At 41.1% G+C, this 14,438-nt stretch carries 16 protein-coding genes and 1 other annotated feature; all 16 genes read left to right on the top strand.

Features of this window, described 5'->3' with window-relative positions:
• The first annotated feature begins 16 nt into the window (after nucleotides 1-16).
• The 16 genes from AMR95_RS18220 to AMR95_RS18290 all read left to right on the top strand — a co-directional run bounded on the left by AMR95_RS18220 (nucleotide 17) and on the right by AMR95_RS18290 (nucleotide 14,419).
• Nucleotides 17-514: a hypothetical protein gene (locus AMR95_RS18220; RefSeq protein ID WP_058839063.1), complete on the top strand. Its 498-nt coding sequence runs from the start codon at nucleotides 17-19 to the stop codon at nucleotides 512-514.
• Between the two features lie 203 nt (nucleotides 515-717).
• A complete protein-coding gene (yqfC, locus tag AMR95_RS18225; RefSeq protein WP_012010618.1) occupies nucleotides 718-999 on the top strand; it encodes a sporulation protein YqfC in 282 nt (93 codons plus the stop codon).
• Nucleotides 1,000-1,017: 18 nt separating this feature from the next.
• Nucleotides 1,018-2,208, top strand: coding sequence for a sporulation protein YqfD (yqfD, locus tag AMR95_RS18230; protein WP_058839064.1), 1,191 nt, complete (start codon nucleotides 1,018-1,020; stop codon nucleotides 2,206-2,208).
• A 3-nt stretch (nucleotides 2,209-2,211) separates the two neighbouring features.
• On the top strand, nucleotides 2,212-3,171 hold the full coding sequence (locus AMR95_RS18235; protein WP_024423023.1) for a PhoH family protein: 960 nt from the start codon (nucleotides 2,212-2,214) through the stop codon (nucleotides 3,169-3,171).
• Between the two features lie 114 nt (nucleotides 3,172-3,285).
• The gene (locus tag AMR95_RS18240; protein ID WP_391509964.1) at nucleotides 3,286-5,397 is read left to right on the top strand and encodes an HD family phosphohydrolase; all 2,112 of its coding nucleotides are present in this window, start codon (nucleotides 3,286-3,288) and stop codon (nucleotides 5,395-5,397) included.
• On the top strand, nucleotides 5,398-5,877 hold the full coding sequence (gene ybeY / locus AMR95_RS18245; protein ID WP_024423021.1) for an rRNA maturation RNase YbeY: 480 nt from the start codon (nucleotides 5,398-5,400) through the stop codon (nucleotides 5,875-5,877).
• A complete protein-coding gene (locus AMR95_RS18250) occupies nucleotides 5,855-6,241 on the top strand; it encodes a diacylglycerol kinase family protein (protein ID WP_024423020.1) in 387 nt (128 codons plus the stop codon). Before ybeY ends, AMR95_RS18250 begins: the two co-directional genes overlap by 23 nt.
• Nucleotides 6,242-6,354: 113 nt before the next feature.
• A complete protein-coding gene (locus AMR95_RS18255; protein WP_008356263.1) occupies nucleotides 6,355-6,753 on the top strand; it encodes a cytidine deaminase in 399 nt (132 codons plus the stop codon).
• Complete coding sequence (gene era, locus AMR95_RS18260) at nucleotides 6,746-7,651, top strand: GTPase Era (RefSeq protein ID WP_007501305.1); 906 nt, start codon at nucleotides 6,746-6,748, stop codon at nucleotides 7,649-7,651. Before AMR95_RS18255 ends, era begins: the two co-directional genes overlap by 8 nt.
• Before the next feature lie 148 nt (nucleotides 7,652-7,799).
• Complete coding sequence (locus AMR95_RS19065; protein ID WP_003217288.1) at nucleotides 7,800-7,943, top strand: YqzL family protein; 144 nt, start codon at nucleotides 7,800-7,802, stop codon at nucleotides 7,941-7,943.
• A gap of 35 nt (nucleotides 7,944-7,978) precedes the next feature.
• Nucleotides 7,979-8,749, top strand: coding sequence for a DNA repair protein RecO (recO, locus tag AMR95_RS18265; protein ID WP_047202320.1), 771 nt, complete (start codon nucleotides 7,979-7,981; stop codon nucleotides 8,747-8,749).
• A 39-nt stretch (nucleotides 8,750-8,788) separates the two neighbouring features.
• Nucleotides 8,789-8,966: a binding site (T-box leader), on the top strand.
• Between the two features lie 112 nt (nucleotides 8,967-9,078).
• Nucleotides 9,079-9,966 carry a glycine--tRNA ligase subunit alpha gene (glyQ, locus tag AMR95_RS18270; protein WP_012010611.1) on the top strand — a complete coding sequence of 296 codons (888 nt, stop codon included), beginning with the start codon at nucleotides 9,079-9,081 and terminating at the stop codon, nucleotides 9,964-9,966.
• Entirely contained in the window at nucleotides 9,959-12,004 is a 2,046-nt protein-coding gene (gene glyS, locus AMR95_RS18275) for a glycine--tRNA ligase subunit beta (RefSeq protein WP_058839066.1), read from the top strand. Before glyQ ends, glyS begins: the two co-directional genes overlap by 8 nt.
• A 167-nt stretch (nucleotides 12,005-12,171) precedes the next feature.
• The gene (locus AMR95_RS18280; RefSeq protein WP_039180035.1) at nucleotides 12,172-12,810 is read left to right on the top strand and encodes a helix-turn-helix transcriptional regulator; all 639 of its coding nucleotides are present in this window, start codon (nucleotides 12,172-12,174) and stop codon (nucleotides 12,808-12,810) included.
• A gap of 25 nt (nucleotides 12,811-12,835) precedes the next feature.
• Nucleotides 12,836-13,657 carry a pyruvate, water dikinase regulatory protein gene (locus AMR95_RS18285; protein WP_008342399.1) on the top strand — a complete coding sequence of 274 codons (822 nt, stop codon included), beginning with the start codon at nucleotides 12,836-12,838 and terminating at the stop codon, nucleotides 13,655-13,657.
• Nucleotides 13,658-13,918: 261 nt separating this feature from the next.
• Nucleotides 13,919-14,419 carry a YaiI/YqxD family protein gene (locus tag AMR95_RS18290; RefSeq protein WP_058839067.1) on the top strand — a complete coding sequence of 167 codons (501 nt, stop codon included), beginning with the start codon at nucleotides 13,919-13,921 and terminating at the stop codon, nucleotides 14,417-14,419.
• Nucleotides 14,420-14,438 lie beyond the last annotated feature (19 nt).

The following is a 14,438-nucleotide window of genomic DNA, read 5'->3' on the forward strand; positions in this document are numbered from 1 at the left end:
GTAAGGAGGGAGCCCATTGGACATTCTATTTGAAAATCCGCTACTAATTGCGATTATCATCGGTATCATCTCTGCCGTCTTTGGGAAGATCGGCAAACAAGAGGAGAACGAAGAGCAGAATCAGCAAAAGAAGCCCGCTCCTCAGCGTAAGACGGTGCCCCAAAAACAAACAAAGCAAACAAGTCCAGATCCAGTCGTGACGGATCAGCTGGACGATTTCGGTGATGTACATGATCATGGCGGGATGAAGAAAAAAACTTCTCAGTCCTTACAAGATCGCTATACGGCTACACTTGCCGAAATGGAAGAAAGAAAAAACGAGTTGAACAAAGAGTTTCAATCGCTTGAAAGAGAGCTGACAAGGCCAAAGGCTGCATCTGCTGAAGTGAGGCCAAAAATCATTGAGAAACTGAACCAAGATACAATTGTTCAAGGAATGATCCTTGGAGAAGTATTTGGAGAGCCGCGCGCGAAAAAGCCGCACAGAACGATGAAACGGCCATATAAAAGATAAAGAAGAAAGCCCCCTTCAAAAAAGGGGGCTTTTTTTGTCTGATAACGATTTTTCATAAAGAAAATGCTGAAACGGCTGTTTTACGGGATTCATTAGCATGATATGAACCCCTGAGGAATAGGATGATATAGAGGCTTTCTCATCAGTCTCACCATCTTTCAGTTTGATCTCATACACATGAGGTGGGAAGGGGTTCTTATTGAATGGGAAAAAGAAAAAATCGACTTAAAGCATGGCTGACAAGAACACTTGAAATCCCTCCAGACGTGATGATGGATCTTCCCCGTATTACGATGGTTGGCAGACTCCACATTTACATAGAGAACCATAAAGGGCTTTTGCTTTTCAGTGATCAAGAGGTAAGGCTGATGCTCAAACAGGGACAATGCATTATTTCAGGGAAAGATTTTGTGATTAAAACGATTTTGCCAGAAGAGATTTTATTGGAAGGGAAAATCGATGAGGTCCGTTATATTGATTCTTAACTGACGGAGGGGAGAAGCGTGAAGAATAAATGGTTCGGCTATTTTATTGGCAGAGTGGAAGTGGAGATCAAAGGAAATGGCATTGAGCGGCTCATCAATGAGTGCACGAGGCAGGGGATCACAATGTTTCAAGTGAGCCGCCGTCAAGACAGCGTGCGCTTATTTATTCGCCTATCAGATGTACATGCCTTCAGAAAGGTACGCAGACATCATGACGTGACATGTTCATTTCATCAAAAGAAGGGCTTTCCGTTTCTACTTCTTTGGTCAAGGAAGAATATCGGATTTACCCTTGGGATTGTATGCTTTCTAGTGACGATATTGGCTCTTTCAAACATGGTATGGAAAATTGATATTAAAGGAGCCAATCCAGAAACTGAACATCAAATGAGAAAGCATTTAGACGACATTGGGGTGCAAAAAGGACGTTTTCAGTTTCTAATGGGAACACCTGAAAAAATTCAAAAATCCCTGACAACCAATATTCAAAGCATCACATGGGTCGGCGTTGAACTAAACGGCACAACCTTTCAAATGAAAGTTGTGGAAAAAAATGAACCCGAAAAAGAAAAATACACGAGTCCTCAGCATATCGTCGCCAAGAAAAAGGCTGTCATCACGAGAATGTATGTAGAAAAAGGGGAGCCGCTCGCCGCTGTTGATGAACATGTAAAGAAAGGACAGATGCTTGTCTCTGGACTCATTGGCAGCGAAGATCAGCAGAAAACGGTAGGAGCCAAAGCGAAAATCTATGGTGAAACGTGGTATCGTTCTGAAGTTTCTGTCCCTCTTCGAACATCTTTTGACGTCTTTACGGGTAAAATGAAGACAAAGCACAAGCTCTCCGCATTTGGAGGCTCACTGCCATTTTGGGGCTTTTCTTTTAAAAAGGATGATTTTAAGCAGCCAAAAACAGAAACAGAAGTTCATCCGCTTCATTTCTTAAACATGCAGCTCCCATTCTCTTATGAAAAGGAAATCACACGCGAAAGTGAGAAAATAAATCGAGAATACACAAATAAAGAAGCGGTTCAAGCAGGGATTAAAATGGGTAAAAAAGAATTAGAAGAGAAGCTAGGTCAAACAGGAGAGGTGAAAAGTGAAAAAGTTTTGCACGAGACAACAGGGAATGGTAAAGTTAAGTTAATCATCCTTTACCAAGTAATAGAAGATATTGTTCAACCAACACCTATTGTTCAGGGAGACTAGAGAATGACAGAACATTTACTTGAGATTCAACAAAAATTGGATAGCCCAAACGAAGCGATTGCTTTATTTGGCAATCAAGATGCTTATCTGAAACTAATGGAAAACGAGCTGAACGTCTCCATTATTACGCGTGGAGAAAAAGTGTATGTTTCTGGTGAGGAAGCATCAAGAGATACAGTAAGCCGTTTGATCACATCTCTTTTACATCTCATCCGTAAAGGAATCGAGATATCTGAACGAGATGTCGTCTATGCCATTAAAATGGCGCAAAAAAACAAGCTGAATTATTTTGAGAATATGTATGAAGATGAAATTACGAAAAATGCCAAAGGAAAGTCGATCAGGGTGAAAACAATCGGCCAGCGGGAATATGCTGCGGCGATGAAAAAAGATGACCTGGTCTTTGGAATTGGACCAGCTGGTACAGGGAAGACGTATTTGGCAGTCGTTAATGCGGTACATTCACTGAAAAATGGACATGTGAAACGGATTATCCTGACAAGACCAGCTGTTGAAGCAGGAGAGAGTCTTGGCTTTTTACCAGGCGATCTAAAGGAAAAAGTAGATCCTTATTTAAGACCACTATATGATGCCTTGCATGATGTGCTTGGCAGTGATCATACGGAACGTTTAATCGAGCGCGGCGTGATTGAAATAGCGCCCCTTGCCTATATGAGAGGCCGGACGCTTGATGATGCATTTGTGATTTTAGATGAAGCGCAGAATACAACACCTGCCCAAATGAAAATGTTTTTGACGAGACTTGGCTTTGGTTCTAAAATGGTCATTACAGGAGATATTACACAGATTGATCTGCCAAAGGGCATGCAGTCAGGTCTTGCGGCTGCAAAGGACATGCTTGCAGAGATCAAGGGCATCTCATTTATTGAATTAGACCAGACAGATGTGGTCAGACACCCGCTTGTGGCGAAGATCATTGGCGCATACGAAAAGCAAAAATGAACTGAGTGACCCGATCGTCTTCATCGGGTCATTTTGTTTCGATCGTGGTTTAAAGTAAAAAAGGAGGTACTTTCCTTGAGAAAGAATCAAAAAGGCAGTAAGCGCAAAAGACTGCTGTCTAAAAAAGAACCTCAGAAAATGGAGCGCTCACGTTATTTAAATGTCTTGCTGTATGCTGCTTTAGCAGCCATTTTATTCGTGGTGCTCTTCTTCCATGTTAAGCCTGAATCGCTCGACTTAGATTTATTTTCTGTGAGCGAACAGACCATCTATTCTCCGTCAACTGTTGATGATCAAGAAGCAACAGAAGAAAAGAAACAAGAAGCAACAGATCAAGTAGAAGATCAATATACGCTCAAAAAAGCGTATTCTGATAATCGTGTAGACCTCATCTCATCCCTCTTTGAAGCCATTAAAGAAGAGAAGAAAGCAGCTGATGATAAAGAGAAAGCGCCATCAGATCAAGAAATGGTCAAGCGTGTCAAAGAAAAGCTCACAACAGATATGCAGGAAGCTGTTTCGGATCAATCCATCAAAGCACTGCTTCAGGCAAGTGATGAGAATCTCTCATTTACTAAAGATTCCATCATCACAGTGGTGAATTCACTGATGAGTAAAGAAATCACAGCAGCGAAATTACAAGATGAGAAAAAACAAGTCAAAACAGAGCTTGAAAACAATTCGATTCCATCAAAATACTTAAATGCAGCGAAAGAAATCGGTGAATTTGCGATCATCCCAAACTATGTATTTGACCCAGTGGCAACAGAGAAGAAAAGACAGGAAGCGGCTGACAATATTCAGCCTGTGCAAATTAAGCAAGGGCAAATCTTAGTTGAAGAAGGAGAGCTCATCGACCGGGAAGTTTATCGCAAATTAGAACTCACGGGTCTATTAAACAGCTCAAATTTATTTAAGCCTATAAGTGGTCTTTTCATATTAATTGGCCTGTTCTTAGCAGCGATTATTCATTCCCTTGAATCGAGAAAAAAGTCGCTTGTCCATAAGAATAAGTCATTACTGCTCTACTCGCTTATTTTTACGATTATTTTAATTATTATGGAAGTGTTCAGTCTCTTCCAGGAAACGAAATATACAACGATAGGCTATGTTGTGCCAGTGGCACTTGGCACGATGCTGATCAAACTGCTCATTAATGAGCGATTAGCAATCTTCTCCGGTCTTGTATTTGCTCTTTGCGGCAGTATGATGTTTAATCAAGGAGTAACCGGCGTCTTTAACTATGTGATCTGCGCTTATTATCTGATGAGCGGGATGGCGGGTATTTTATTTTTAAGAAAACATAATGCAAGATCAAAAATATTGCAGGCTGGGCTTTTGGTGGCGCTGGTGAATGTACTTGTGGTTTTATCCATTACACTGATCCAAAACTCTTCACCATCAGGGCTTGAAATCGGTGTGAACCTCATGATGGCGATTGTGTCAGGGTTTGCATCATCTATCTTGGTCATTGGGTTAATGCCTGTTTTTGAGAGCATGTTTGGTATTCTTTCCACAATGAAGCTGATTGAATTATCTAACCCAAATCATCCGCTCCTCAAAAAGATTTTAACCGAGACACCAGGTACATATCATCATAGTGTCATGGTGGCGAATTTAGCGGATGCTGCATGTGAAGCAGTTGGTGCAAACGGTCTTTTAGCAAGGGTCGGCGCTTATTATCATGACATTGGGAAAACGAAAAGACCGCAATACTTTATCGAAAACCAAATGAACATTGACAATCCACATGACAAGCTTTCTCCTCAGCTGAGTAAAAATATTATTATTGCCCATACGACAGATGGCGCTGATATGCTGAGAGAAAAGAAGTTTCCTGAAGAGCTTGTCGACATTGCAGAACAGCATCACGGAAAGTCTCTTTTAAAGTTCTTTTACTATAAGGCAAAAGAGCGTGATGATCAGGTGACAGAAGAAGAATTCCGTTACCCTGGTCCAAAGCCGCAATCAAAAGAAGCAGCGATTATTTCTGTGGCTGACAGCGTTGAAGCGGCGGTTCGTTCCATGCATAATCCAAATCCAGAGCGGATTGAAAAGCTTGTCAAAGGCATTATTTCAGATAAAATGCAGGACGGGCAATTTAGTGAATGTGACCTGACATTTAAAGAATTAAATATTATTAGCCAAACGATTTGTACAACATTAAAGGGGATTTTCCATTCTCGGATTGAATATCCAGATGCCCCGAAGCAGAAGGTGAAGTAAATGACATTGTTAATCGATTTAATAGATGAAACAGGACAAGTATCAAAAGAGCAGCTTGAAGAAGTGGAAAAGCTTCTTCAGTTTGCTGCAGACGAACTTGAGGTCAAGGATCAAGCGGAAGTATCAGTGACGATCGTTTCGAATGAAGAGATTCATCAAATCAATAAAGAATACCGCGGAAAAGACGCGCCAACAGATGTGATCTCCTTTGCACTTGAGGAAGAAGGAGAAGGGGAGATTGAAATCATTGGAGCGGATGATATCCCGCCTGTACTTGGTGACATTATCATTAGTGTGGATCGAACGAAAGAGCAGGCGGAGGAATATGGACATTCCTTTATGAGAGAGCTTGGATTCTTAACGATTCATGGCTTCCTCCATTTGCTCGGGTATGATCATATGACAGAGGAAGATGAAAAAGAAATGTTCGCCAAACAGACAAAAATCTTGGATGATTATGGCCTTTCGAGATCATCGTAAGAAAAGAAGGCCGCTCGCCCGTTTTTTTCGGAGTTTTTATTATGCATTTAGAGGAATATGGCGAACTTTCTTGAATGAACGGAATTTTCGATTTCACACAGTCGCAGCCATCATCGTGGTGATCTGCGGCTTTTGGTTCCGCATTGACCCATTTGAATGGTTGATCGTTCTTCTTCTATGCGGGGGGATGTTTGCGCTTGAACTTGTCAATACAGCCATTGAACATACAGTGGATCTGATGACAGAAGAAAGACACCCGCTTGCAGAGAGGGCGAAGGACGCTGCGGCAGGCGCTGTTTGCGTTTACGCCGCGATTTCGGTTATGATTGGGTTGATCATCTTCTTACCGAAGATCATGCAATAGAACAATATTACTATTTATTAACATTTTTAGAAATGGGCGTGAAAATGTCACGTGAATTATGTAAAATATAAATGTGACAGTGGTACCATTTCTTCTGAAAGTGGGAACTAGGAATGAACAAACAAGAGTTGATTTCAGAAGCAATCAAAGCAAGAGATTTTGCATATGTACCCTATTCTAAATTCAAAGTCGGTGCAGCGTTACTGTCGAATGATGGAAAAGTGTATGGCGGCTGCAACATTGAAAATGCAGCATATGGTATGTGTAATTGTGCGGAAAGAACAGCACTTTTTAAAGCCTATTCAGAAGGCATTACATCTTTTCAAATGTTAGCAGTGGTGGCTGATACAGACCGTCCTGTTTCGCCGTGCGGCGCATGCAGACAGGTCATTTCAGAGCTATGTGCACCTGACATGCCAGTGATTCTAACGAACTTAAAAGGACATATATACGAAACAACAGTAAACGAACTATTGCCAGGAGCATTTTCACCGGAGGATTTAAATGACTAACGAAAGCTTCAAATCAGGATTTGTATCAATTATTGGAAGACCAAATGTAGGGAAATCAACCTTTCTTAATCGTGTTATTGGACAAAAGATCGCCATCATGAGCGATAAGCCCCAAACGACGCGAAACAAAGTGCAAGGTGTCCTGACAACGAACACATCACAAACGATCTTTATCGATACACCGGGGATTCATAAACCTAAGCATAAGCTTGGTGATTTTATGATGAGGGTGGCTCAAAATACACTGAAGGAAGTCGACCTGATCTTATTTATGATCAACGCACAGGAAGGCTATGGCAAAGGTGATGAATTCATCATTGAACGACTAAAGCAAACATCTACACCGGTGTTCCTTGTCGTGAATAAAATTGACCAAATTCATCCAGATGAACTGTTTCTTTTAATTGATGAATACCGTACACGTTATCCATTCAAGGAAATTGTGCCAATTTCAGCTCTTGAAGGAAACAATATCGACACGCTTCTTCAGCAGATTGAAGGTTATCTTCCAGAGGGCCCTCAATTTTATCCGGCAGATCAAGTAACAGATCATCCAGAACGGTTTATTATTTCTGAATTAATTCGTGAAAAAGTGCTGCATTTAACGAGAGAAGAGATTCCGCACAGTATTGCGGTTGCGATTGAATCGATTAAGCCAGATGAAAATGGCAAGATCCATGTCGCGGCAACCATTGTTGTAGAACGTGATTCGCAAAAAGGGATCGTCATTGGTAAACGAGGCAGCTTGTTAAAAGAAGTGGGACAAAAAGCGCGCAGAGATATTGAAGCACTTCTAGGCTCAAAAGTGTATTTAGAGCTTTGGGTCAAAGTTCAGAAGGACTGGCGTAATAAATCCACTCACCTTCGTGACTTCGGATTTAGAGAAGACGAATATTAAAAAATCGCTGCATTTGTCAGCAAATCTGACAATGGTGCGGTTCGATTAGTAAAAATTGTTTATCATGAAATGGAGGTAGCCTGGTCAAGATAAAATTAATATGTTGGATGTAGCGTTGCTGCTTCTAATAAAGAAAGGTGGGGTTTTTATGTTGAATTTTACATGGAACGTATTTTCACAAACAGGAAGCGTTGACACGTATCTGCTTTTCAAAGAGTTAGAAAAGGAGAACCTGGAAAGACCCGATGTACTTGAAGAAGAAATAGCACGATTTGATTTTCCAATCTTATAATTCTTGACCCCCTCCAGCGCTCGGAGTGTAGACAAATGCTCATTAAAAGTGAAGGAATCGTCCTTAGAACAACAGATTATGGCGAAACAAACAAAATTGTCACGCTGCTCACTAGAGAACATGGAAAAATTGGCGTGATGGCAAGAGGCGCAAAAAAATCAAACAGCCGCCTGTCAGCCATAAGCCAGCCGTTTTTATACGGCACCTTTCTTATCCAATCATCAACAGGACTTGGAACGCTCCAGCAAGGCGAAATGATTGAAAGTATGCGGGCCATTCGGGAAGACTTATTTCTGACCGCATATGCCGCATATATGACGGAATTGATTGATAAAGGGACAGAAGAAAAAAAGCCAAACCCTTATTTGTTTGAGCTTCTGCTTCAATCTCTGCGTCATCTCAACGAAGGCACAGATGCTGATATTATTTTATTTATCGTAGAGGTTAAAATGTTATCAGTGATGGGGATGAAGCCTGAACTTGATCAATGTGTTCACTGTGGTCAAAAAGAAGGGCAGTTCCATTTCTCGATAAGAGATAACGGCTTCATTTGCCAAAATTGTTTTTCGAAAGATCCATATAAACTGCCCTTATCCCCCGCAGCTGCAAGGCTGCTCCGTTTGTTTCATTATTTTGATTTATCAAGGCTTGGTCAGGTTGATGTGAAGCCTCAGACGAAACAAGAAATTCGTCAAGTGCTTGATCACTACTATGACGAATATTCCGGCCTCTATTTAAAATCAAAAAAATTCATGAATCAAATGGAATCCATGAAAAAGCTAATGGGTGACGAAAACAAAAGTTGACATCTCCCATGACTTTTTGTAAGATCATCTAAGATAAAATATGTTGCATTGACAGAAAGAAGTACTTACGTAAAATCCATAAAAGCGACCTTAGGGCGGTGTGAGCTAAGGATGGAGGCGTAACGAAAGGCATTCTTGAGCAACGTAAAACAAAGCGGCTGGATGCTACGACACCAGCAAATAGGGTGGAACCGCGGGAAAAACTCTCGTCCCTATGTTTGCAAAGAACCTTGCGAGCATAGAGACGGGAGTTTTTGTGTTCTCTTACAAGGTTCTAATCCCACCCGCCATACATAGCGGTTGGTGTAGAAAAGATGGAGGTGCGATCATTGAATATTCAAGACATGATTTTGACGCTGCAAAAGCATTGGTCAAATGAAGGCTGCGTATTAATGCAGGCGTATGACACAGAAAAAGGTGCCGGAACGATGAGTCCATACACGTTCCTCAGAAGCATCGGCCCAGAGCCATGGAAGGTAGCATATGTAGAGCCTTCAAGACGCCCGGCTGATGGCAGATATGGAGAAAACCCAAATAGATTGTATCAGCATCATCAATTTCAAGTGATCATTAAGCCATCACCTGACAATATTCAAGAACTATATCTTGAATCATTGAAGGCACTTGGCATTGACCCGCTGAAACATGATATTCGTTTTGTAGAAGACAACTGGGAAAACCCATCTCTTGGCTGTGCAGGACTTGGCTGGGAAGTATGGCTTGATGGGATGGAAATTACGCAATTCACGTATTTCCAACAAGTCGGCGGATTAGAATGTAAGCCTGTTTCTGTTGAAATCACATACGGTATTGAACGTCTTGCTTCTTACATCCAGGACAAAGAAAATGTCTTCGATCTTGAATGGACAGACGGATTTACGGTCAGAGATTTATTCTTAATGGCTGAATATGAGCACTCTGTTTATACATTTGAAACATCTAATACTGACATGCTGTTCGAGCTATTTACAACCTATGAGAAAGAAGCACACAGTCAAATGGACAAAGGACTTGTTCACCCGGCATACGATTATGTCCTCAAATGCTCTCATACGTTTAACCTGCTCGATGCAAAGGGCGCTATTTCTGTGACTGAGCGGACTGGTTATATCGGAAGAGTGCGTCAGTTAGCAAGAAAAGTAGCCAAAACCTATTATGAAGAACGCGAAAAATTGGGATTCCCTATGCTAAAAGAGGAGGCGGCTTCTCATGAATAAACAAGATGTATTACTTGAAATCGGCTTAGAAGAGATGCCGGCTCGTTTCATGCCAGAAAGCACAAAACAGCTAGGTGAGAAAGTAAAAGCATGGTTTGAAACGCAAAATATTTCATTCGAAGAGACTGCTTTATTCAACTCACCAAGACGTCTTGCTGTACTTGTGAAAGGTGTTGCAGAAAAACAAGAAGACATCAAAGAAGAAGCAAAAGGCCCAGCTAAAAAGATTGCCCAAGATGCTGAAGGCAATTGGACAAAAGCTGCTGAAGGCTTCGCCCGGGGCCAAGGTGCTTCAACAGATGATCTCTATTTCAAAGAGATCAAAGGAGTGGATTATGTCCATGTCCAAAAGTTTCAAGAAGGGAAGCAAGTCAAAGACCTTCTCCCAGCGTTAGGTGAGATCGCTGCTTCATTAAGCTTTCCAAAGAACATGAGATGGGGAAGCGAAGATTTACGCTATATCCGTCCGATTAAATGGATTGTTTGTTTATTTGGACAAGAGATTGTACCTGTTGAAATTGCCGGGGTGAAAAGCGGCCGTGAAACAAGAGGACATCGTTTCCTTGGTACGACAGCGAGCATTGACTCACCTGCTTCTTATGAACAAACTTTGCGCGATCAATTTGTGATTGCAGACTCAGATAAAAGAAAACAATTAATTACTGAACAGCTAAATGCGCTATCTTCAGAAAAAGGCTGGGTCATTCCTGTTGATCCTGAACTTCTAGAAGAAGTGAACGATCTTGTAGAATATCCAACTGTGCTGTCTGGTTCCTTTGAAGAGGAGTTTCTTGCATTGCCGGAAGAAGTATTGGTGACAACAATGAAAGAGCATCAACGCTACTTCCCTGTGAAAAATGAGCAAGGAGAATTATTGCCGCATTTTATTACAGTCAGAAATGGAAACAGTGAGGCGCTGGAAAATGTCGCAAGAGGGAATGAAAAAGTACTTCGCGCACGTTTATCAGATGCTGCATTCTTCTATAAAGAAGACGAAAAACTAGTGATTGAAGACAATATTAAAAAGCTTGATAAAGTGGTATTCCATGAGAAACTTGGAACAATCGGCGACAAGCTGAAGAGAGTGACAAACATTGCAACCCGTCTAGCGGCGCATGTCGGAGCAGATGACGAAACAACAAAACGTGTGGCTAGAGCAGCAAGTATTTCGAAGTTTGACCTTGTGACTCAAATGGTCTATGAATTCCCTGAATTACAAGGAATCATGGGTGAGAAATATGCAAGAGCTCTTGGTGAACATGAAGAAGTGGCAAGAAGCATTAACGAGCATTATATGCCGCGCTTTGCTGGAGACGAGGCGCCGTCTACTTTGATTGGTGCGATTGTGGCAGTAGCAGATAAGCTCGACTCTATTTGTTCATTCTTCTCAATCGATGTGATCCCTACAGGTTCTCAAGATCCTTATGGACTTAGAAGACAAGCGAGTGGTATCGTTCAAATCCTGCTCGACCGTCATTGGAATATTTCATTTAAAGAGCTGTTAGCACTTGCTCAAGTAAAGACAGATCATGAAGCTGCTCTAATTGAATTTTTAACGCATCGTTTAAAATATGTTCTTCAAGCAGAGCATATCCGCCATGATGTTGTTGATGCAGTGCTTGATGTTGAAAATATTGAGCCATATGCAGTCGTCAAAAAAGCAGCTGTTCTTGAAGAGAGTGTAAAACAAGAAAGCTTCAAAGAAACGGCTGAAGCATTGGGACGTGTCATTTCAATCAGTAAAAAAGGCGAAGACGCAGAGGTTCAGCCTGAACTGTTTGAAAATGAACATGAGCAAAAGCTGTTTGAGGCGTATCAGCAAGTAGAGAAAGCTGTCAAGGAACATGTAGCAGCAGGACAATACAGCTTGGCACTTGAGGCACTGGATACGTTAAAAACACCGATCGTTCATTATTTCGATCACACAATGGTTCACGCGGATGATGAAAAACTGAAGCGAAATCGTTTGGCACAAATGGTCAAACTAGCCAAAGTGATTCAATCATTTGCGAATATGAACAATTTAATTGTAAAATAAATACCTAAGAACGGTTGCCTTTTCCGAAGGGCAATCGTTTTTTACTCATTTAATTCACGGTTTTTGAGTGGATTTTTGTTTCATTCGGACAAAGATGCGCTATAATATGATGAGTTATGAAAATGATATACATAAAATAAAGATTTCGCTCTCTCTATTTAAAGGTGGTGAGTACAATCGAGTTAAATAAACGGCAAGAGCAGATTTTACAGATTGTCAAAGAGAATGGTCCGATCACTGGAGAGCATATCGCCGATCGGCTGAACTTAACAAGGGCGACCCTCAGACCGGATTTAGCCATTTTAACAATGTCAGGCTTTTTAGAAGCAAGACCAAGGGTCGGCTACTTTTTCACAGGAAAAACAGGCACGCAGCTTCTCGCAGATAAGCTGAAAAAACTTCAAGTGAAAGACTTTCAATCCATTCCAGTGGTGATACATGAGAATGTTTCGGTTTATGATGCGATTTGTACGATGTTTTTAGAGGATGTGGGCACATTATTCGTTGTGGATGATCACTCTATTTTAACAGGCGTGTTATCAAGAAAAGACCTCCTTCGCGCAAGTATAGGGAAACAGGAGCTTCCATCTATCCCTGTCCATATTATTATGACAAGAATGCCGAACATCACCGTTTGCCGCAAAGAAGATTTCATTATGGATGTGGCGAAGCACTTGATTGAAAAGCAAATAGATGCACTTCCTGTGATAAAAGATACGGAAAAAGGCTTTGAAGTGGTCGGAAGAATCACGAAAACAAACATGACGAAAATACTTGTCAGCTTATCAGAGAACGAAATAATCTAATGACAGAAGACTGCGAGGGGATGTTATGAGTAATCGCGTAATTTTTGTGGTATCAGATTCAGTAGGAGAAACGGCAGAGCTCGTGGTCAAAGCGGCACTTAGCCAATTTGATGGCGGCTCATCAGACCATTCAAATATTAGAAGAATCCCGTATGTAGAGGATGTTGGTACGATTAAAGAAGTCATTTCACTGGCGAAAGCAGATAATGGGATCGTCTGCTTTACTCTTGTTGTGCCAGAAATGCGCCAATTCTTAATCGAGGAAGCAGAAGCAAACGGTGTTGTTTATTATGACATCATCGGTCCACTCATTGATAAAATGGAGACTGCCTATGGAAATGAAGCGAAACATGAGCCGGGTCGTGTACGTCAATTAGATGAGGACTATTTTAAAAAGGTAGAAGCCATCGAGTTCGCTGTGAAATACGATGACGGCAGAGACCCAAGAGGTATTCTAAAGGCTGATATTGTGCTTATTGGTGTATCACGTACGTCTAAGACACCATTATCTCAATATTTGGCGCATAAACGGCTGAAGGTAGCGAACGTACCAATTGTACCTGAAGTTGATCCGCCAGAAGAGTTATTTTCAGTTGATCCGAAGAAATGTATCGGTTTGAAAATTAGTCCAGACAAACTAAATCATATTCGCAAAGAGCGTTTAAAATCTCTTGGTTTAAATGATCGCGCTATTTATGCGAACATTGAGCGGATTAAAGAGGAACTAGAGTATTTTGAAAAAGTGGTTGATCGCATTAACTGTCAAGTCGTTGATGTATCGAATAAAGCAGTTGAGGAAACGGCAAATGTCATCCATCAAATGCTGACCAAAAGAGGTTCCGAATAAACTCAGGATGCTTCTCCTGGGTTTTTCCTATGGTGGGAAACGGGTAAACAAAAACAATAGCATATTTGCTGCATTTGTATTATAATAAAAAATTGTGATAAAATGATTGATTTTAGGTTTAAGTTAAGTCAAGAACGAATAAACTAATATTGGCAGAAGTCAAGTGATTCTGAACATAACTTTTCGACAAAATGAGTTTTACTGTTGATTGCTTTATGGGGGAAAAGTATGGTCTTTTTGCTTCTCTAAAGCAGGAATAAGGTGGAGGGATGGAGAATTAGTCACCTGAATGAACGTAAAAAAGAGAGGACGATTTATGTCGATGCAGATGCTTGTCCTGTAAAAGACGAAATCCTTTCTGTCGCATCTCAATTTAAAGTACCAGTGACATTCATTGCTTCATATGAGCATTTTCAAACCAAAAGATCTCCACTTGAAGATTGGCGGTTTGTAGATACACATAAGGAAGCAGCGGACTTAGTCATTGCCAACTCAGCTGCCGCACATGATATTGTCGTCACCCAAGACATTGGTCTTGCCTCCTTACTGCTTCCGAGACAGGTCATTGTTCTGTCTGAAAGAGGACGAATGTACACAAACGAAACAATTGATTTTGATTTGGAACGCAGGCATGTTTCCAGCAAACAGCGAAGAAAAGGTGTATACGGAAAAGGTCCCAAAAAGCTTTTAGAAGAGGATAAGAAGCGATTTATGGTGCAACTACAAAAAATCCTGTCGAATCATGAAGGATTTTTAAATTAAAAGGCGAATAATGTACGAC

This window comes from Bacillus sp. G1(2015b), from assembly GCF_001482475.1.
Taxonomy (GTDB): domain Bacteria; phylum Bacillota; class Bacilli; order Bacillales; family Bacillaceae; genus Bacillus; species Bacillus safensis.